22 protein-coding genes are annotated in these 17,852 nt (G+C 71.7%); 9 read left to right on the top strand and 13 right to left on the bottom strand.

What is annotated here, in order from left to right; all coding sequences use genetic code 11:
• Positions 1–133 precede the first annotated feature (133 nt).
• Positions 134–634, bottom strand: a complete 501-nt coding sequence (locus GV155_RS00705; RefSeq protein ID WP_160004344.1) for a hemerythrin domain-containing protein — start codon at positions 632–634, stop codon at positions 134–136.
• 102 nt (positions 635–736) lie between these two features.
• Between GV155_RS00705 and GV155_RS00700 the strand changes: the two genes are divergently transcribed.
• Positions 737–1,342 carry a DUF4396 domain-containing protein gene (locus tag GV155_RS00700; protein ID WP_160010627.1) on the top strand — a complete coding sequence of 202 codons (606 nt, stop codon included), beginning with the start codon at positions 737–739 and terminating at the stop codon, positions 1,340–1,342.
• Positions 1,343–1,532: 190 nt separating this feature from the next.
• Positions 1,533–1,715 carry a hypothetical protein gene (locus GV155_RS00695; protein ID WP_160004342.1) on the top strand — a complete coding sequence of 61 codons (183 nt, stop codon included), beginning with the start codon at positions 1,533–1,535 and terminating at the stop codon, positions 1,713–1,715.
• Between the two features lie 33 nt (positions 1,716–1,748).
• On the opposite strand, the gene GV155_RS00690 is transcribed toward GV155_RS00695, so the two are convergent.
• Positions 1,749–1,946, bottom strand: a complete 198-nt coding sequence (locus GV155_RS00690) for a hypothetical protein (protein WP_160004340.1) — start codon at positions 1,944–1,946, stop codon at positions 1,749–1,751.
• A 155-nt stretch (positions 1,947–2,101) separates the two neighbouring features.
• On the opposite strand from GV155_RS00690, the gene GV155_RS00685 reads away from it, so the two are divergent.
• From GV155_RS00685 to GV155_RS00665, 5 genes are all read left to right on the top strand, one after another.
• On the top strand, positions 2,102–3,268 hold the full coding sequence (locus GV155_RS00685) for a glycoside hydrolase family 26 protein (RefSeq protein ID WP_201300005.1): 1,167 nt from the start codon (positions 2,102–2,104) through the stop codon (positions 3,266–3,268).
• Between the two features lie 129 nt (positions 3,269–3,397).
• Positions 3,398–3,982: a hypothetical protein gene (locus GV155_RS00680; RefSeq protein WP_160004338.1), complete on the top strand. Its 585-nt coding sequence runs from the start codon at positions 3,398–3,400 to the stop codon at positions 3,980–3,982.
• A gap of 124 nt (positions 3,983–4,106) precedes the next feature.
• Positions 4,107–4,727 (top strand): hypothetical protein, encoded by a 621-nt coding sequence (locus tag GV155_RS00675; RefSeq protein ID WP_160004336.1) that lies wholly within the window; start codon positions 4,107–4,109, stop codon positions 4,725–4,727.
• Between the two features lie 26 nt (positions 4,728–4,753).
• The gene (locus tag GV155_RS00670) at positions 4,754–5,341 is read left to right on the top strand and encodes a hypothetical protein (protein ID WP_160004334.1); all 588 of its coding nucleotides are present in this window, start codon (positions 4,754–4,756) and stop codon (positions 5,339–5,341) included.
• 22 nt (positions 5,342–5,363) lie between these two features.
• Entirely contained in the window at positions 5,364–5,909 is a 546-nt protein-coding gene (locus GV155_RS00665; protein WP_236553778.1) for a hypothetical protein, read from the top strand.
• A 15-nt stretch (positions 5,910–5,924) separates the two neighbouring features.
• Here GV155_RS00665 and GV155_RS00660 read toward each other — a convergent pair whose 3' ends face one another.
• From GV155_RS00660 to GV155_RS00650, 3 genes are all read right to left on the bottom strand, one after another.
• On the bottom strand, positions 5,925–6,644 hold the full coding sequence (locus GV155_RS00660) for a hypothetical protein (protein WP_160004330.1): 720 nt from the start codon (positions 6,642–6,644) through the stop codon (positions 5,925–5,927).
• Between the two features lie 149 nt (positions 6,645–6,793).
• The gene (locus tag GV155_RS00655) at positions 6,794–7,546 is read right to left on the bottom strand and encodes a calcium-binding protein (protein ID WP_160004328.1); all 753 of its coding nucleotides are present in this window, start codon (positions 7,544–7,546) and stop codon (positions 6,794–6,796) included.
• Positions 7,547–7,865: 319 nt separating this feature from the next.
• Complete coding sequence (locus GV155_RS00650; protein WP_160004326.1) at positions 7,866–8,456, bottom strand: RCC1 domain-containing protein; 591 nt, start codon at positions 8,454–8,456, stop codon at positions 7,866–7,868.
• Between the two features lie 356 nt (positions 8,457–8,812).
• Here GV155_RS00650 and GV155_RS00645 point away from each other — a divergent pair, with 356 nt between their 5' ends.
• Complete coding sequence (locus tag GV155_RS00645) at positions 8,813–9,547, top strand: hypothetical protein (protein WP_160004324.1); 735 nt, start codon at positions 8,813–8,815, stop codon at positions 9,545–9,547.
• Positions 9,548–9,636: 89 nt separating this feature from the next.
• Here the strand turns inward: GV155_RS00645 and GV155_RS00640 are convergent, their stop codons facing one another.
• On the bottom strand, positions 9,637–11,070 hold the full coding sequence (locus GV155_RS00640) for a DEAD/DEAH box helicase (protein ID WP_160004322.1): 1,434 nt from the start codon (positions 11,068–11,070) through the stop codon (positions 9,637–9,639).
• 262 nt (positions 11,071–11,332) lie between these two features.
• On the opposite strand from GV155_RS00640, the gene GV155_RS00635 reads away from it, so the two are divergent.
• Entirely contained in the window at positions 11,333–11,545 is a 213-nt protein-coding gene (locus GV155_RS00635) for a hypothetical protein (protein ID WP_160004320.1), read from the top strand.
• Positions 11,546–11,555: 10 nt separating this feature from the next.
• Here the strand turns inward: GV155_RS00635 and GV155_RS00630 are convergent, their stop codons facing one another.
• The 7 genes from GV155_RS00630 to GV155_RS00600 all read right to left on the bottom strand — a co-directional run bounded on the left by GV155_RS00630 (position 11,556) and on the right by GV155_RS00600 (position 17,813).
• A complete protein-coding gene (locus GV155_RS00630; RefSeq protein WP_160004318.1) occupies positions 11,556–13,652 on the bottom strand; it encodes an ATP-binding protein in 2,097 nt (698 codons plus the stop codon).
• 68 nt (positions 13,653–13,720) lie between these two features.
• A complete protein-coding gene (locus tag GV155_RS00625) occupies positions 13,721–14,032 on the bottom strand; it encodes a hypothetical protein (protein WP_160004316.1) in 312 nt (103 codons plus the stop codon).
• 95 nt (positions 14,033–14,127) lie between these two features.
• On the bottom strand, positions 14,128–14,991 hold the full coding sequence (locus GV155_RS00620) for a mechanosensitive ion channel family protein (protein ID WP_160004314.1): 864 nt from the start codon (positions 14,989–14,991) through the stop codon (positions 14,128–14,130).
• Between the two features lie 122 nt (positions 14,992–15,113).
• Entirely contained in the window at positions 15,114–15,458 is a 345-nt protein-coding gene (locus tag GV155_RS00615; protein WP_160004312.1) for a hypothetical protein, read from the bottom strand.
• 271 nt (positions 15,459–15,729) lie between these two features.
• On the bottom strand, positions 15,730–16,404 hold the full coding sequence (locus GV155_RS00610) for a dimethylsulfonioproprionate lyase family protein (RefSeq protein ID WP_160004310.1): 675 nt from the start codon (positions 16,402–16,404) through the stop codon (positions 15,730–15,732).
• Positions 16,405–16,506: 102 nt separating this feature from the next.
• Positions 16,507–17,199: a dihydrofolate reductase family protein gene (locus GV155_RS00605; RefSeq protein ID WP_160004308.1), complete on the bottom strand. Its 693-nt coding sequence runs from the start codon at positions 17,197–17,199 to the stop codon at positions 16,507–16,509.
• Positions 17,196–17,813 carry a rhomboid family intramembrane serine protease gene (locus GV155_RS00600; RefSeq protein WP_160004306.1) on the bottom strand — a complete coding sequence of 206 codons (618 nt, stop codon included), beginning with the start codon at positions 17,811–17,813 and terminating at the stop codon, positions 17,196–17,198. Before GV155_RS00600 ends, GV155_RS00605 begins: the two co-directional genes overlap by 4 nt.
• Between the last annotated feature and the right edge of the window lie 39 nt (positions 17,814–17,852).

Here is a 17,852-nt window from a genome sequence, read left to right as displayed (position 1 = left end):
GTCAGGCGGCAGGGGTGGGCGGTGCGGGCGGGCTCAGCGGGTCAGCAGGAGCAGGAGCACCGCGGTGAGGACGAGCGAGAGGGCGATCGAGCCCAGGCACCCGAGTCGGTTGCTGAAGAAGAGGAACACCGGGCTACTTGATGACCGCGTCGACGGTCTTCTTCAGCGCGCTCGGCTGGGCCGGGCTGGTGGGCGCCTTCTTCCTCGCCTCGATCATCTGCGCGCCGATGTCCTGGAGCTGGGTGCGGCTGAGGCCCTCGCGGACCTTCGGGAACCACTCCTGCTCCTCCTCCTCGATGTGGTGGGTGACGTTCTCGATCAGCACCGTCGTCTTGGCGTCGAAGCGCTCGGCCTCGGGCTTCATCCCGACGAGCTCCATCACCAGCAGGTCCGCGACGTGGTGCTCCTCGTACGACTCGAGCACGTCGTCCTCGAGCTCGGGCAGCAGCTCGCGCACCTGCGGGTACATCACCTCGTTCTCGAGGTACGTGTGCACCGTCAGCAGCGAGATCATCCGGTCGACCAGGTCGCCCTTGCGCTTGTACGCCTTCGGCCCGGCCTCCTGGAAGTCCTTGAAGGTCTTGAGGATGGTCTGGTGGTCGTCCTTGAGCAGGACGATGGCGTCGGTGGACATGTCTCCACGGTGGGGCCGCGTCGTGCGCGGGCCTACACCCCGCGGGGCAGGACAGGGGTGGCGAGGGTCTCTTGGGCCGTGACGGACACTTCAGCCGTGGAGATGACGAACCGTGTCCCGGACTGGGTGACGCCGGTCGCGTGGGTGTTCATCGCCCTCGCGGTGGCCGCCGCCGCCTGGATCGCCTACGACGTGTACGCCCGCCGGAACCGCCGCGACAGCGTCGCCGCCGAGGTCGTGTGGATCACCAGCGCGCTCTACCTCGGCCCGTTCGCGGTCCCGCTCTACCGCCGGTACGCGCGCCCGTCCGCCCCCTCGGACCAGCCCGCGGCCGTGGCCGGGCTCCCGGGTGGCAGCGCCTCCGCGGTCGCCCACCTGATCGGTGTCCCCCTCGTCATCGCCTCCGGCCTCACCATCGCCGGGATCGACCTGTGGGTGATGATCCTGGTCATCGGGGCGATCGCCATCCTGCTGCTGACGGCGTACGAGCGTCTCGCCACGAACCGCTCCCGCCTCGGCGCCGCGTTCGTCGTGGCGACCGTGACCGTGCTGGCCTTCGACGTCGGCATGGGCGGCTGGATGCTGCTGCTGCACTACAACGAGCTGATGCCGCCGGCGACCGACGCGTCGTTCTGGTTCCTGATGCAGCTCGGGGTCTTGCTGGGCCTGGCCACCGGCTACCCGGTCGTCCGCCGCCTCACCACCTGACCCCCACCGGTGGTCGAGGAGCGAGCGCAACCCCCGCTGGTCGAGGAGCGAGCGAAGCGAGCGTCACGAGACCAAGACCCCGCTGGTCGAGGAGCGAGCGAAGCGAGCGTCACGAGACCAAGACCCCGCTGGTCGAGGAGCGAGCGAAGCGAGCGTCACGAGACCCCCGACAGCGCCCTACGGTGGCCCCATGACGGACGGACCGAGCGAGAAGAACGTCGAGCAGCGCGCGAACCGACTCCCCGAGGAGCACGCGGCCGGCCCGGCGGACGACCCCGAGGCGCAGGCCCAGGCCATCCTCGAGGAGTCGCAGGAACGCACCGACGACGCGTCAGGCACGCAAGCCGACACCCCGCAGACGCCGGGCCCCTGAGACCCTCAGCCCCAAAGGCCCCGGCAGGCCGGGTCAGAACACCTCGTCGGTGAGCCGCGGCAGCACCTTCACGCTGCCGCCGAGCTGGCGCGCCACCTCCGCCGGGCTCAGGCCCGCGGTACGCGCCGCCCGCTGCAGCCGTCGGAGTGCGATGTCCACGGAGACCTCGTCCTTGGCCGCGATCCAGGTGGCAGCATCGAACACGTCGGGGTCGGTGGGAAGCGCAGGCATCAGACCATCGTGGGAGGCCTGTTCGCGGTCGGCTCCACCCGCAGAGAGGAAACCGCGCAGTCCTCCCCCGGCGCGTGGTGAGCCTCGTCTCAACGGTGCGGGGCGAGGTCTCCGTTCGCCCACGCACCGGCCACTCCCGCGGGTAGCGTCATCTCGTGCACGAGACCCGCCGTACCGCTCTGTCCTGGGCGTTCCTCGGCGTCGCGTTCGTCGTCGTCGTCTCCCTGATCGTCGTCATGAACACGACCCTCGGCAGCGGCGCCGACGACCCCGCGGTCGCCCCGGCCACCGCCGCCGACGTCGCTCCCCCGGACTCCGGCGCGCTGGTCGGCGTCAGCGTCGACGGGGCGCAGGAGAGCCTGGCCGACTACGCCGACCGGCTCGGCAAGACGCCCGCGGTGATGGTCACCTTCGCCGAGCTGCCCTTCGCCGAGAACGACCTGACGACCGTCGACGGCGCGGTCATGCAGGCGCGCGAGGCCGGCAGCAGCGTCCTGCTGACCCTCGAGCCGCTGGACGGGCTCGACGCGGTCGACGACGCCGTCATCGACGACCTGGTCACCCGCCTCAGGGCCTGGAACGACTCCGGGGTCCCCGTCTTCGTGCGGTTCGCGCACGAGATGAACGGGTCCTGGTACGCCTGGGGCCAGCAGCCGGAGGAGTACGTCGCGACCTTCCGCCGGGTGGCCGACGCGGTGCACGCCGGCGCTCCGGCCTCGGCGATGATGTGGGCGCCCAGCTACGCGGGCGGCTACCCCTTCGACGGCGGCGAGTGGTCGGCCCGCGGCGCGGACCGGCGGCTGCTCGACACCGACGACGACGGCCGGCTGACCGAGCGCGACGACGGCTACGCGCCGTACTGGCCCGGCGACGACGCCGTCGACTGGGTCGGGATGTCGCTCTACCACTGGGGCCAGGTCTACCCGTGGGGCGAGAACGAGCGGCCCTCGGCCGGCAAGCTGGTCGACCAGCTGCGGGGCGACTACGCCGTGCCCGGCACCCAGGAGCAGGTCGTGCCCGACTTCTACGCCGAGTACGCCGTGCGCCACGGCAAGCCGGTCTCGATCACGGAGACCGCCGCGCTGTACGTCCCCGGCGGACCCGGCCCCTCCGAGCGGGCCGTCAAGGAGGCCTGGTGGTCGCAGGTGTGGGACCCCGAACTGGTCGAGGACCTGCCCGCGATCAAGATGGTCAACTGGTTCGAGTGGGACAAGGACGAGCCGGAGACCGGCGGCCGGATCGACTGGACCGTCACCCGCGACGCCGACCTCGCGGCGGCGTATGCAGACGCGCTGCCGTCGTGGGCGCGTTTCGCCGACTGAATCTCGCCGGGCTCGTTCGCTGACCAGACCAGCCGTACGACCCGTTGCCCGCGTCCCCGCGGGACCCCCACGATGCCGGGACCAACTGGGGCCGGCTCGGCGACGACCCGCGACGACAAGGACCATCCGATGACCCTCCGCTCCCGCACCGCCCGCACCACCGCCGCCGCCACGCTCGGCCTGGCGCTCGTCGTCGGCACGGGCGCCGCCCACGCCGGCCTGATCGGCTACGGCCAGGACGACCCGTCCGGCGACGTGACCATCACCGCGAAGAAGGGCCTGCCCAAGGCCCAGCGCAAGAGCATCGACCTGGCTTTCGTCCAGGTCCAGGCCAGGCCCGACGAGCGCATGGTCGACTTCCTGGTGCAGCTGAAGTACCTCACCGACTCGAAGAAGTTCGACCAGGTCGTGACGTTCTCCCTCAGTCGTCCCGAGGAGTCGCAGCTCGCCGGCGTCACCTTCTCCCCCAGCCCCGGCGACCGCCGCGACGGCTCGGCCGTCCGCCGCACCGCCGACGGCGCCAAGACCTGCTCCGACCTCACCACCCAGACCTTCGGCGACGAGCCGCTCGCCCTGGTGTCGGTGCCCTACAAGTGCGTGCCCGACGAGGCCGTCGAGATCACGGTGGTCACCAGCACCGGCACCTTCCACGGTGACGGCCCGACCTTCTCCCGCGACCGCCAGGTGTCCGACGGCGCCTTCCAGCTCCGCTGACGCAGGACCGGGGTCCTCGCCCCGGTGGTCCGCGCGCCTGCTTGCCACCGCACCTCCGGGCCCGCACGATGCGCAGACCACTGGGGCCGGCTCGACGACGAGCCGCGACGACGAAGGACCACCCATGACCCGCACCACCCGCTCCCGTACGACCGCAGTCGCGCTCGGCCTCGCTCTCGCCGCCGGCCTCACCGCCACGACCACCTCGCCGGCCGCCGCCGGAGCACTCGTGACCTGGTCCCAGTCCGACCCGGCCGGGGACACCACCTTCACCGGGGAGCGGGGCCTGACCCGGGCCGAGCGACGAAGCATCGACGCCACCTCCGTCGTGACCTACGACGTGGCGGACGACCGGATCCAGTTCAACGTCACCCTCCGCGAGGTCACCGAGTCGCGCAGGTTCGACCAGACCGTCCGCGTGACCTTCCTCGACCGCCGCGACGACGCCGTGGGAGGCATCGTCTTCTCCCCGAGTCCTGGCGAGCAGGGCTCCGGTGTCGCGGTGCTCGGCACGGGTGCCGACAAGGAGGTGTGCCGGGGCCTCCGGACCGAGTTCGTCGAGGGCACTGAGAGCGATACGACGCTGACCCCGGTCCCGGACCGGTGCATCCCCACCGCCCGGGTCCGGGTCCGGGTCGTCACCAGCACCGGCAACCTCCGCGGCGACGGCAAGGTGCACTCCCGCGACCGCGTCGTCTCCGACGGGCTCGTCCGGGTCCGCCCCGCCGACGCCCCCGCCGGCTGAGCCGGACCTGGAGGACGAGGCCCACCATGAGCAGACATTCTCGCGCCGCCGCCCTCGGCCTAGCGATCGCCACCACCTTCACAGTGACCGTCACGCCCGCCGTCGGGCTGGGCCTCCCGGGGCCCTACCAGGACGCCGACGAATACGGGGACGTGGTGATCACCGAGAAGAGGGGACTGCCGACCCCGCAGCGGCGCAGCATCGACCTCGGTGACGTCCGTGTCCTCCAGGACGAGCCGAACCGCCAGGTCGAGCTGGTCGTCCAGATGCGCAAGGTCACGGACTCCAAGAAGTTCGACCAGGTCGTCACGATCGCCTTCGGGTCGGACACCGTCGGGGGTGCCGTGGAGCTCTCACCCAGCCCGAGCGATCGACGATCGGGGACAGCCGGGTGGTTCGAGGACGGCGGCGAGCTCAAGCGTTGCCGCGGCCTGGTCACCGAGATCCTCGACACGCGCGTGTCCCGCACCACGGTGCCGTACCGATGCATCCCCGACACTCCCGTCTCGGTGTCCGTCCTGGTGACCACGGAGCCGGACCGCCGCGGCCTGCCGTGGTCGGCCGACCAGCTGAGGTCCGACGGGACCTACCAGCTCCGCCCTGCAGCGCAGTAGGCCCAGCGAGGTTGCCCCGGGGATGCTGCCCGTTCCTGTCGGTGCGGGAACTACCGGGGTTCTGCACCGGCGCCATGGTCTGCTGCTCCTCATCCGGTGGCCACACCTGAGGAGAACCACCCCGATGAAGACGATGATCGCGGCAAGCCTGACCGCGCTGCTGCTCCCCACCGCCCTCGTCGTGGGCGCCGCTGCACCGACAGCGGCGGCAGGCATCAGTGGCGGGTCCACCGGTCCGGGCGAGCCCCCGGTCTATGCCGTCGACGCGGACGGTCTCGAGGCGAAGGCGCCCCACCGGGCCAAGGTCTTCGTCGACGTCCCATCCGCGGACGGTACGGAGCCGCAGGGTGCGCTCGACCTCGTCTTCGTGAAGGACGGCGGGAAGAGCTTCGAGTTCAGCCGCTCCTACCCCAAGCAGGCCGACGGCAAGAAGGGGGTCTACAACGTCAGGCCGTTGCCGAAGGGGCGGCTCACCGTGATCGTCACCTTCACTCCCACCGACACCGCGGACCCGGCCAGCAGCGATGTCACCGAGGTCAGGGTCGAGGGCGCCCGACGAGGCCGCTGACCCTGCGCACCGAGGTCAGCGGCAGGGGTTGTCGATGGTCTTGCTGTAGGCCAGCTCGCCGGCGGGGGTCTCCTCGCCGGTGACGCCGGTCCAGAGCTCGAGGGTGAGGGTCTCGCCGGGCAGGAAGTCGCACCCGCCGAACGTGTAGCCGTTGATCAGGCGGCTGTTCGGGACGTGGTTCCGGTCGTCCCCGGGCGCGGGATCCACGTCGTAGTCGTCGAAGACCCGGTCACCCTGGAACTGCGGCTCGGGATCGCTGGACCGCATGAACTGGTAGTAGGTGAAGTCCGACGGCATGTTCCACAGGACGTTGCCCAGGACCGAGCCGTCGAAGGGATCGACCCGCACCCTGGTGACCTTCGCCCCGACCGGGCCCTCGCAGACCTCGACCCGCTCGCGGCCGATCGTCAGGCGGTACTTCACGTTGGCGAGGGCGTACTTGGCCTCGGTCACCGCCCTCTCGGCGACGACCATCGCCCGACGGTTCTTCTTCGTGGGGCGGGCCTCGTAGCGGGCGGTGCGCCGCTCCAGGACCACGCGGGCGTCGGCGAGCTGGTCCTTGGCGACGGGGAGGTCGGCCTTCGCCTCACTGACGTCGCTCAGGTACGGCCCGCAGTCGCGCTCGGGCAGGTCGGCGGCCTGCGCCGGGGCGCCGGCGACGAGTGCGCCGGCAAGGAGGCCGGCGGCGAGAGGGCCGGCCAGGTGCCGCGTCATGCGGACGGAGGGAGCGTTCATCCTCGGAGTGTGGAGGCTGCGCCACGGCTGCGCAGGACTTTCGTGTTGATCGACGGCAGGCTGCTCGAGCTCGACACCGGCACCACGACGCCCCCGTCTCCCTCGCGGAGGGTGGCGGGGGCGTCCGCGTCGAGCACGTCGTCCGCCTGCTAGGAGGAGGCGTCCTTCCGCTCACAGCTCTTCAGCGTGTCGAGGCCCCTGTCGAAGAGCACCTCATCGCGGCCCCCGCCGCAGTTGGCGACGTCGGTGACTCCGTCGGCGACGTCGAGGACGTCATTGCCACCGCGGCCCACCACCAGGTCACGCCCGTCGTAACCGACCAGGTAGTCAGCGTTGCTGCTGCCGCGGATCTCGTCATGAGCGGACCCGCCGAAGACGCCCTCCACGCTGCGGGTCTCGTCCCGCTGTCCGGCCGGCCCATCGTCCGCGCTCCCGTCATTGGCGCCGGTGGCCAGTAGGTCGACGAGCTCTCGCGTGCGGGAATCGAAGTAGCTGGTGATGTCCTGGGATCCCCTGCCCCCGACCAACAGGTCCGCGTCCAAGCCGCCCTGGAGGAGATCGTCACCGCCCCTCCCCCGGACGGTGTCGTCACCCGCTTCGCCGTACAGCAGGTCCGCGTTGCTGCCACCGTCCAGAAGATCCTCACCCTCGCCCCCGAGCACGCGGTCGAAGTCGCCCTGACCGAACAGGCGGTCGTTGTCCTCGAAGCCGTAGACGACGTCGTTGCCGTCGCCACCGCACAAGACGTCGTCACCGCCCAAGCCGAACAGGTTGTCGCTACCACCGAGGCCGACGATCACGTCGGGGCCCTGGGTCCCCAGGAGCGACTCGTCGTCACCCTCGGTGCCGATGATCGTGGCGGTAAGGCCGTCACACATCGGAACGGCTCCGGCTTGTGCCACGGTCGTAGTGAACCCGACCACCAGGCCGGGCAGGAGCGTGGCCGCCGCCAAGGCGGCGGCAGTGCGAGGAGAGGCTGGGAACACGTGAGTCTCCGTCCAGTGCGCGCTGTCTCGGTGACCGCGTCGCGACACCGTAGAACCCGAGGCATGCCTGCTGTGCGTTAGTGCCAGGCGCGCTGGCGAGGTATGGAACGACCCCGACCAAGCCCATCCGACGGAGGTGGCCCGGGGGTTCCGGTGCCCGCTACTGCGTGGGCAGTGCGTACCGCTCGCCCCAGCACGTCAGGCTGCCGTCGAGACGAAGGATCGCGCACGAGTGTTAGAGCGACGTCGCCACCTGACTGACGGGCGGCAGGTAGTCCGGGACGGTCGACTGTCCGTGCAGGTTCGGACCCCAGCAGCGCACCTCACCCGTCCCGGCCACGACGCCGCACGCGTCCCGACGACGTGACGAGAGCTGGCCGATGGGCGGGAGATCGGTGGGCACCGGGTAGTCGACCCGGTCCCGGCCGTAGTCCTCCCAGCACCGGACTCGACCGGTCTCGCTACGGGCGCAGGTGCTCGAGAACCCGGCCGAGACGTCCGCGACGCCGCCGATGTCCTGGGGGATCTGCGCGTCCTGGGGATATCCCCAGCACTGGAAGGCGCTTCCCTCGAGCTTGGCGCAGGCGTGCTGATGCCCGACCGCGACGCGAACGGCGCACGTCCGGTCGGGTTGGGTCCCTCGGCACGCCCTCCATTGGAAATAGATCTGACCGCGCAGGTCGGTCCACGACCCAGCCTTGGCGGTCAACATCTCGCCGACCGAGGGCGTGCCGCTGATGGTCGGACCCCCGACGAACGGCGGTTCCGTCTCCGTGGCGCCAGCCGGTGCAAGGAGCGCGGTGATCGTGACGAGAGCGAACAGCACAGCCAGGAGCAGCCGCGCTCCTCTCCGCCGTGCATCGTGACGGCGAGGGAAGCCACATGGGCGGGATCCACATCTCTCAAACGCCCGCGAGTTCGAGCAGCCACATCATGAGGCCGCCGACCCGAGCCAGAAGGCGAACGTGCCAGCGTGGGCAGAACTGTGGACAACCTGTGTGCAGCCCGTGGCAGAACATCTCGAAGGCCCTGGGCGGGTGCATCCATACCCGTGACCGCGGTCAGGCGCATTGGCCTCGTCTCGACCAGGGGGCCCCTAATGTCCTCCCTACTTGCCACCCCCCTCCGCCCAATCGGGTCCCGGAGGGTGACGTTCTGGTGGCTCGTGGGGGAAGGATCTCAATGCACAAGACAGTCAGCCGTCTCATCCAGGTAGCCGCGGGCACCACGCTCGCACTGGGCCTCGCCGCACCTGCTTCCGCTGCAAGCGGGACGATCATGGTCCCTGGCGACTTCGACCAGTCACTCTCCGACACCCGGGCGACAGGTCATTACGATGTAGTGGGCACGGGCCTCCGTATCTGGACCGACGGCACGCTGGGCTCGACGAACAAGGTCGCCGAGTACGTCAACACCAGCACTCCCTTGGCCCAGGTGACCAACACCGGCCTCGACCTGACAACCACCAGCGGAACCATCAAGCCCGGCTACCAGCTCGTCGTGGACCTCGACGGTGACGGCGACAACGACGGCATCCTGGTCGGCGAGCCGGACGCCTACGGTGGCAACTGGTGGCTGGGCAACCACCGGACCTTCCCGGTGGACCCCGCGGTCGCGACGAACCCGAACACGCCGCGCGAAGGTGGGGGCGGAAGCCCCCTCAACGGGACGCTCGCGCAGTGGAGCGGCGCCTACCCGGACGCCGTCACGAACGCCTTCGGCTTCTCGCTCGGCAGCGGCGTCCTCGGCGACTACACGATCAACTCGATCACGTTCGGTGACACCGCGTACACCTTCGCCGAGCCCGTCGTGCTCGCCGGCAAGGAGCAGTGCAAGAACGGCGGCTGGGCCACCAGCACCGCCCCGGTCTTCAAGAACCAAGGCGAGTGCGTCAGCTCTTTCGCCTCCGGGAAGTAACTCGCTTCATCCGCCGCTGGACACAGCAACGCCCGGTCCGCCGTGAGGCGGACCGGGCGTCGTGCTGTGCGTAAGAGGCTACGGGTGCGTCAGCGGCCCGAGGAGTAGACGACGCTGGAGCCGCCACCCGAGGTGCGCGACGAGCCGCCGCGTCCGCCGCCGGAGCGGGCACCGCCGCCGGAGCGGCCGCCGCCCTGGCCGCCGGAGCGAGCCTGGCCACCGCCGGAACCGCCGCCCTGGGGGCGACCGCCACCGCCGCCGGAGCGACGACGACCGCCGCCACCGGAGCGACCGCCACCGCCGCCACCGCGGCTCTGCTCGGCCGGGGCCGCGACCGGGACGACCGGGGCGGAGGCGTACTCGCGCTCGCCCGGGGCGATCGTGGTCAGCACGGCGTGGCCGGGGACGACCTTGGTGGTGGTGGCCTTGATGCCGGCCTTGCGGGTCAGCTGGCGCACGTCACCGACCTGGGCGTCGGTCATCACGGTGACCACGGTGCCGGCGGCACCGGCGCGCGCCGTACGGCCCGAGCGGTGCAGGTAGGCCTTGTGCTCGACCGGCGGGTCGGCGTGGACCACGAGGGCCACGTCGTCGACGTGGATGCCGCGGGCCGCGATGTCGGTGGCGACCATGGTCTGCGCGACGCCGGTGGAGAACGCCTCGAGGTTGCGGGTACGCGCGCCCTGCGACAGGTTGCCGTGCAGCTCGACCGAGGCCACGCCCACCTGGTTCAGCTTCTTGGTCAGCTGCTTGGCGCCGTGCTTGGTGCGGGTGAAGATGATCGTCCGGCCCGGCGCGGCGGCCAGGTCGGTGATCACTGCGAGCCGGTCGTTGGCGCCGACGTGCAGCACCTGGTGGTCGATCGAGGCGACCGGCGACTGCGCGGTGTCCACGCTGTGGGTGACCGGGCTGTGCAGGTAGCGCTTGACGATCACGTCGACGCCGCCGTCGAGGGTGGCGGAGAAGAGCATCCGCTGGCCCTTCTCGGGGGTCTTGTCGAGCAGGCGCTTGACCTCGGGCAGGAAGCCCAGGTCGGCCATGTGGTCGGCCTCGTCGAGAATGGTGATCTCCACGGCGCCGAGATCGCAGTGACCCGAGCGGACGTGGTCGGCCAGCCGGCCGGGGCAGGCGACGACGACGTCGACGCCGTTGCGCAGGGCCTGGATCTGGGGGTTGGCGCCGACGCCACCGAAGATGGTGGTCGTCTTCAGGCCGAGGGCCTGCGCCATCGGGGCCATCGCCTCGTGGATCTGGGTGGCCAGCTCGCGGGTGGGGGCCAGGATCAGCGCGCGGGGCCGCTTGGGGGTCCGCTTGCTGGTGGACTTGTCCAGACGCGTGACCAGCGGCAGCAGGAAGGCGTAGGTCTTGCCCGAGCCCGTGCGGCCGCGGCCGAGGACATCGCGCCCGGCCAGGCTGTCGGGCAGCGTGGCGGACTGGATGGGGAAGGGCTCCGTGACGCCGGCGGCCGTGAGGACGTCCAGGACGGGGCGGGGAAGGTCGAAGTCAGAAAAAGAAGTGCTCATGGGGGCAGGCGGCGCAGGGCGCCGCTGACTCGCTCTCGATCGGATGGGTGTCCTGCCCGGCGCGGATCCTGGTCCCAGCAGTGGTGCTGGGTGGCCGCGACGCTCGGGGGACGACGTGTGGTGCGCGGCCCGAGGCAGAACGGATGGGGCCGCCATCGCGCTTCCCAGACTAGGGGCCCGCAGGTCAGCGGCCTAATCACACGCGCGGGAGACTCGTCACACCTGGCTCGTCGCACCCTGGCCCGCCCGTAGGCTGCGCCTGATGTCCACCATCCGTCTGGTCGCCCTCGCCGCAGCGATCCTCCTCACCGCCATCCTGCTCTCGGGCCTCAGCGTGGAGCCCTCGCCCGCCACCCAGGACGTCAAGGTGATCGTGGGCATCGGCAGCCGCGGGCTGCACCTCGGCGACCTGCCGATCGTGGGGACCTGGCTCGTCGGGGTGGCGCTGTGCGGCGTGCTGTGGGTCAGGGACTGAGACCGGGCCGTCACCGCTGCGGAGCGGCTCCTGGTCCGACCCGCTCCTCGATCCGCCAGGCCGCGGGCAGGACGCGCTGCGGCACTCGCTGCGGCAGGGACACGACCCGTTCCATCGGCACCACGATCTCGAACACCGCTCCCGGACCGTCGAGGTCGTCGACCGCGCGGATGGTGCCCCCGTGGCGTCCCACGATCCGGCGGCACACCGCGAGGCCGAGACCCGTTCCGTCCACCAGGCTGGCGTGGGCGCGGTGGCCCTCCGCGAAGATCTGCTCGTGCTGGCCGGCCGGCACGCCGCGACCGTTGTCGGCGATCGAGACGACGACCCCACCGTCGGCCATCCGGCTCGTGCAGCAGATCGAGTGCACGACGCCCGGGCGGGCGAACTTCACCGCGTTGGCCAGCAGGTTGTCGACCAGCTGGTGCAGCATGCCCGGGTCGGCGCGCAGCACGGGCATTCCGGCGACCTCGACCAGGTCGCCGATGCCGCGCTCCCGGACCACCTGGCGGAGCACGTCGTCGAGGTCGACCTCTGCGTCCTGCGGCTCGACGTCGCGGGTGGCCCGGTCGAGCAGGTGCTCGATGAGGTCATCCATCCGCCGGGCCGCCTCCCCGGTGCGGCGCAGGTAGCCACCCAGCTCGGTGGCCGAGATCTCCTGGGTCTCCTCGAACCGCTTCCCGACCAGTCCGGTCCAGCCCAGGATGCTGCTCAGCGGGTTGCGCAGGTCGTGGGCGACCATCTGGGCGAAGGTGACGAGGTCGGCGCGCCGGTCGTGGTCGGCGGTGACGTCCTCGATCAGGATCATCGCGCGGCGTCGCTCGGCTTCGGTGTGATCGGGCAGCGGGAGCGCGGTGGCAGCCAGGACCCGGTCGGGAAGGCCGTCGGCGCGGTAGAGGACCTGTTCCCGCACGACCCGCTCCCCGGCCAGCGCGCGGCGCGAGGGCCGCTCGTCCTCGGCCATCCGGGTGCCGTCCAGGCGGTGTCCCATCAAGCCCTGGAGGCGTTCGGTGTGCCGCCCCTCCCCCGTCGCGAGCAGCCGGTCGAGTGCCGGGTTGCTGGCCAGCACCTCGCCGGTGTCGTCGACGACCATGACCCCCTCGGCCATTGCGTCGATCATCTCCTGCAGCAGGTCGGCCTGGTCCCGGTTCGCCGCGGCCGCGCGGACCAGCTCCGCGTTGAGGGCGTGCACCTGGGCGCGCTCGGCGCTGACCACGAGACCCGAGGCGCCCATCAGCAGGACGAACCCCTGCACGAAGGACGCGGCCTCGACCGGGGTCCCGACGGCAGCGAACGGACCGTGGCCCAGCAGCGTCGCCGCCGTGATGGCTCCACCGAAGACCGCGGTGTGCGCGGTGGTGACGAGCATGTCGAAGCGCAGGGCGAGCCAGCCGGTGGCGATCAGCAGCGGGAAGGACAGCGGAAGTCCCTCGTAGACGAAGGTGGCCGCGAAGATCGCCGACGAGAGCCCGAGGACGCCGACCATCTCGACACGCGACCCGCGGTGCAGCCGGCCCGCCGGCCCACGAGCGGCACCGCCGGTCCGGTACTGGGCGATCACCAGCCCGACGGAGATGGCGACGAACGCCCCGGCGAGGTCCCGCAGGACCCAGAGCAGCCCCACCGACCAGGACAGGCCGGTGTCCCCAACCACCGAGACCAGGAGCAGCGTCGCCACCGTGGCCAGCACCCCGCCGACCAGGGAGAGCGCCAGCCTGCCCAGCACCGCCAGGGAGCCAAGCGACACGCGCTGTCCCCGTGGACGGGCGAGCCCGGGTGCGAACCGGCGGAGCAAGGCCACGGTGACCAGCGGCTGCACCAGCACCAGCACGCCGCCGATGGCAGATTCCGTGGCGCTGACGCCGGTCCACGCGAGGGCGACCGCGGACGCGACCGCGACCGCCAGGGCGTCGACGACGCCCGCGCGCGGGCCGCGGTGCAGCAGCCACAGCACGACGAAACCGGATAGCGGCCAGACCAGGGCGTGGTCGGTGGCGCCGACCAGCGAGACGCGCCCGACGAGGGCCAGGCCCAGAGAGAACAGCGCCAGGACCGCCAGGGCGAGGGCCTCGCGCCAGCGGTCGACCGGGGCCCGGGACCGTTCCACGGCGGCGAGTCTAGGGAGCGGGACCGGCGGACGTACCCGACTTCAACAGATCCGCCGGAACTTCAACGTCAGGCCTGCGAGCGGGGCGCCCGACCCCGGACGAGGTCGTCCCGCGCCTGGCGCAGCGGCCCGTCCGGGACCCCGTCCGGCGCGAGGTCGGCCATGATCAGGTCGGCCAGGGCTACCGCCACCGCGTGGCGAGGCCGCCGGCGGGCAGCCTCCTGGGCCAGCAGCGTCAGGTCGTGCCGCAGACCGGCATAGGCCTGGCCCCCGAGATCGGTGGTCACCATCGCGATCCGGGCGAGGTGCACGAAGGTCTCGATCGCAGCACGGTGCGCCGGCAGATCGGGGAGGCGTGGCAGGTCGGATCTGGTGGTCATGGTTCCTCCACGTCGGGTCCGGACGCACGACCGGGCGGGACCGCTGGGTCCCGCCCGATCTGCGTGGTGCGTTGGTGCTGGAGGTGCGCTGAGGGTCAGCGACCCTGCTGGTACGGGTCGTAGCCCGGGTCGGTCGACTGCACCGGTTGGGTGCGCTGGGTCTCGACGCCCTGGTCGTAGTAGCCCTGCTCGTAGGAGCCGGGCTGCTCGTAGGCGCCCTGCTGGTAGGAGCTGTCACCGAGCTGGTCGACCTGCTGCTCGGCGCGCGCACGGCCGGTCTGCAGGTCGCTCTTCGCCCGCTCCTTGGCCTCGCGGCTGCTGGCGTAGGCGTCCTCGAGGATCCGACCGGCGACGTCCTTGCCACCGAGGCCGAAGGCCAGGGCGGTGCCGAGCGCGAGCGCGCCCATGGTGGCCGCGAAGGCGATGGTGACGATCTCGGGGGCGATCTGCAGCTGGTTCAGGATCATGAACAGCGCGATGACCATGACCAGGGCCGGGATGACCGTGGCGGCGATCTTGCCGGTGGGGGTGTCGCCCAGCAGCTTGGCGGCGCCCGCGGCGGCGGCACCGGAGATCAGCGCGGCGATGACGAAGATCAGGATCGCAACGATCACGTTGGGCAGGTAGGCCAGGACCTGGTTCATGAAGGTGCTGACCGCGGGGATGCCCAGGGCGCCGATCGCGGCGGAGATGAAGAAGACGAAGATCAGCCAGAACACGACACGGGAGATGCCGTTGCTGGCGCTCGCGCCGGGCACGACGCGCTCCACGTAGCTGTGGGCGTCCGACTCCTGCAGGCGGTGGTCGAGGTGGAGCTTGTCGAGCAGCGTCTTGATGACCTTGGCGACCACGGTGGCGATCACGTAGCCGATCAGGAGGAGCAGGAGCGAGCCGAGCAGGTTGGGGATGAACGCGAAGACGCCGTCCGTCGCGTTCTCGAAGCTGTTGCCGATATCCATGCGGGGAATTTCCTTCCATGGCTGCGCGCTGCAGCCGGTCAGGCTCCAGTCACGCAGGTCCCCACCCGCTTTTCTCCACCCCCGGGGGTAGGAAACTTACGACGTAAGTCCCGGAGTGGCGCTCAACCCGCCGCAGAGATCTCCCCGCGGCCGTGCCCGCCGCCGACCGCGCGAAGTGCGGGGTGGGGGCGTCGTACGTCGTCGCGGGCGTCGGCGAGCAGCGCCTGGGTCTCCCCCGACACCACCGCGGCGAGACCGCTCACGACCTCATCGACCAAGGCGAGCGCGACGGCCTGGCGAGGCTGCACGCGGTCCGACTCGACCTCGAGCAGCCGCAGGTCGTCACGCAGGCCCGCATGGCCCAGGCCGCCGATGTCTGCCGTCGCGGCGGCGATCCGGGCGAGGTGCACGAACAGTCGCAGTCCCCGAGGGTCGGTGACGGTACGGCGGGGGCAGGGCGCGGGCACGCCCCCCACCCTCGCACGGCACGGCGGGGATCCCCGAGAGGGGCCGTTGCACCGTCGGCGCGCCGACCCCTGATCGTCATGTGGCGTTGGTGGCACCGAAACAGCCCCGGGAGATGGTGAGGTCATGTCCTCTTCCGGCCACCTGTGGCGCCGCCTGCGCTGCAAGGTGAAGTACGGCTCCACCTGCCCGCACCGCCCCGCCCACCGCTGAGCCGACCGGGCCGAGGACGGTTCGGGATTACGCCCGCCTCAGGGCGAGCCTGCCGCCCGGTCAGCGGCCATGGGGGTCCGGCCGGGTCCAGGCGGCTGGCACGGTGACGGCCCCGGTCCAGAGGTAGAGGGCCAGCAGCGGGGAGACGCCGGCGATCATGGCGTGGGGCTGCCAGGGGCGGTGGTGCAACGGGATCCCCGCCGCCTCGACCGCGAACGGGGTGGCGTCGCCGTGGGACCAGCGTGCCTCGGTCAACGGCAGGTAGACCTCGTCGGCGGGGTGGGCGTGGTGCGGGTAGACCACCCCGGGCGACAGCAGCAGGAGCCCCACTGCCGCCGCCGGGACCGTCGACGCGGTGTCCGGCCCTCCGTCGGTCGGGCCCAGGAACGTGGCGTGGGCGTAGCCGTCGAGGAAGCCATCACCGGGCGGGTCCTGCCGGTAGGACGCGGTCTGCGTCCAGGCGACCGAGGCCACGACCACCGCCAGCGCCTTGTCGGCTCGGTGGTCCAGGACGGCGCGCGCCAGGTCAACGGCCTCGGCCAGGTGCGCCAGAACGGGCAGCCCGCCGGACTCCGTGGGCCCCACCGGGGCCGTCGCGTGCCGTGCGTCCATGCCGTCGAGCGCTGCGAGCTGCTCGCGCAGGCCTGCCTCTCGCAGACGGTCCTGCAGGACGTCGGCCAGGGCGAGGCGCGCTACGACGCCCTCGCCGGGCGCAGCCTGCGAGGCGTATGTCATCCGGTGACGCTATCCCTCGGGCACGCCCCGCGCCCGCGTGCTGCTGCCCGCCTGTGGCAACAGGGCCAGCTCCCGGGCGCCGGCCATCCCGGAGCTCTGTCCTCAGCGACGTACGCGCCAGCGTCCCAGCAACGTCCCGTCCTCATCCAGCAGCGACATCAGCTCGAGGTCGACGTCGACGTCGGGACCCGCCGTCATCCGAGGGTGCTCACCGGCCATCAGACGCGGCACAACTGTGGCCGCGACCTCGTCGATCAAGCCGGCACCGAGCAGCACCCCGAGCGTGCTCGGCCCGCCCTCGCAGGTCACCTCGCGCCAGCCCTGGGCGGCCATCCGGTCGCGGAGGGCGGCGAAGTCGATCTCGTCCTCGCCGAGCACCCACACGTGCTCGGGGCCGAGGATCCCCTCGGCCTCGCCCAGGTGCGCGGCACTGGCGGGGACGACCATCATGACCCGCCCCGGGTCGGCGTCGCGCAGCCCTTCGGGCACCTCGCCCTGACGGCTGATCAGGACCAGGGGGACGTCCGCGGGGCCGTATCCCTCGTCGCGGGCCGTGCCCGCACCGACCAGGACCGCGTCGGCCAGGCCCCGCAGTGCGCCGAAGACGGCGTGGTCGGGCTCGTTGTTCAGCCCACCGCTCAGCCCGTCGGGCCCGGTGGCCGCACCGTCGAGCGAGGAGATCATGCAGGCCCGGACCCACGGTCCGTCACCGGCGTCGGCCGGCCGGGCGTACAGGTCGGGCAGGTCGTCGGGCGTGACCGGTCGGGGTGCGTCGGGGCCGAGGATGAGCCTCACCCGTAGTACTCCAACTGCCGCTGCGACGGGCGGCGCTCGGCCAACGCCATCGCAGCGACCCCGCCGCCAAGGGCACCGAAGAGGTGCGCCTGCCAGGAGATTCCGGGCTGTCCGGGCAGCACACCGAGCAGCACGCCGCCGTAGAGGAAGAAGAGCGTCAGCCCGAGGATGATGTCCCAGGCCGAGCGGGTGAAGAACCCCCGGACGAGGAGGTACACCAGCCACCCGAAGATCAGGCCCGAGGCACCCACGGTGACCGACAGCGTCGGCGAGAACACCCACACGCCGACGCCGCTGACCAGCCAGATCATCGCCGTGGCGGCGAGCCCCCGACCGATGCCGGAGGCCAGGACGAGGTAGCCGAGGACCAGCGCCGGCAGCGTGTTGGCGACCAGGTGGCCCCAGCCGCCGTGCAGGAACGGCGCGAGCAGGATGCCGAGCAGCCCGTCCTCGCTGCGGGGGCGGATGCCCTCGCCGTCGAGCGACTCGTTCAGCGCGATCTGGTCGACGCCCTCGAGCACCCACAGCAGGGCCACGAAACCGCCTGCCCAGACCGCGGCGCGCACCCAGTCGGGCGTGCGTGCTCGTGGTCCGGGCGAGGGGTGCAGGCTCATGCCGTCACGGTAGCCAGCGGCCGGGAGCGCGGACGCCGG

The organism is Nocardioides sp. AX2bis (assembly GCF_902506435.1).
Lineage (GTDB): Bacteria > Actinomycetota > Actinomycetes > Propionibacteriales > Nocardioidaceae > Nocardioides.
The sequence above is the reverse complement of the archived record's forward strand: the minus strand, read 5'-3'. Positions and strand labels throughout refer to the sequence as shown.

Coding starts and splice junctions, on each gene's coding strand:
- GV155_RS00610 (WP_160004310.1), bottom strand. CDS start 16,404: ATGACATACGCCTCGCAGGCTGCGCCCGGCGAGGGCGTCGTAGCGCGC.
- GV155_RS00680 (WP_160004338.1), top strand. CDS start 3,398: ATGACCCTCCGCTCCCGCACCGCCCGCACCACCGCCGCCGCCACGCTC.
- GV155_RS00620 (WP_160004314.1), bottom strand. CDS start 14,991: ATGGATATCGGCAACAGCTTCGAGAACGCGACGGACGGCGTCTTCGCG.
- GV155_RS00700 (WP_160010627.1), top strand. CDS start 737: ATGACGAACCGTGTCCCGGACTGGGTGACGCCGGTCGCGTGGGTGTTC.
- GV155_RS00675 (WP_160004336.1), top strand. CDS start 4,107: ATGACCCGCACCACCCGCTCCCGTACGACCGCAGTCGCGCTCGGCCTC.
- GV155_RS00645 (WP_160004324.1), top strand. CDS start 8,813: ATGCACAAGACAGTCAGCCGTCTCATCCAGGTAGCCGCGGGCACCACG.
- GV155_RS00665 (WP_236553778.1), top strand. CDS start 5,364: ATGCTGCCCGTTCCTGTCGGTGCGGGAACTACCGGGGTTCTGCACCGG.
- GV155_RS00640 (WP_160004322.1), bottom strand. CDS start 11,070: ATGAGCACTTCTTTTTCTGACTTCGACCTTCCCCGCCCCGTCCTGGAC.
- GV155_RS00670 (WP_160004334.1), top strand. CDS start 4,754: ATGAGCAGACATTCTCGCGCCGCCGCCCTCGGCCTAGCGATCGCCACC.
- GV155_RS00690 (WP_160004340.1), bottom strand. CDS start 1,946: ATGCCTGCGCTTCCCACCGACCCCGACGTGTTCGATGCTGCCACCTGG.
- GV155_RS00625 (WP_160004316.1), bottom strand. CDS start 14,032: ATGACCACCAGATCCGACCTGCCACGCCTCCCCGATCTGCCGGCGCAC.
- GV155_RS00695 (WP_160004342.1), top strand. CDS start 1,533: ATGACGGACGGACCGAGCGAGAAGAACGTCGAGCAGCGCGCGAACCGA.
- GV155_RS00705 (WP_160004344.1), bottom strand. CDS start 634: ATGTCCACCGACGCCATCGTCCTGCTCAAGGACGACCACCAGACCATC.
- GV155_RS00660 (WP_160004330.1), bottom strand. CDS start 6,644: ATGAACGCTCCCTCCGTCCGCATGACGCGGCACCTGGCCGGCCCTCTC.
- GV155_RS00635 (WP_160004320.1), top strand. CDS start 11,333: ATGTCCACCATCCGTCTGGTCGCCCTCGCCGCAGCGATCCTCCTCACC.
- GV155_RS00600 (WP_160004306.1), bottom strand. CDS start 17,813: ATGAGCCTGCACCCCTCGCCCGGACCACGAGCACGCACGCCCGACTGG.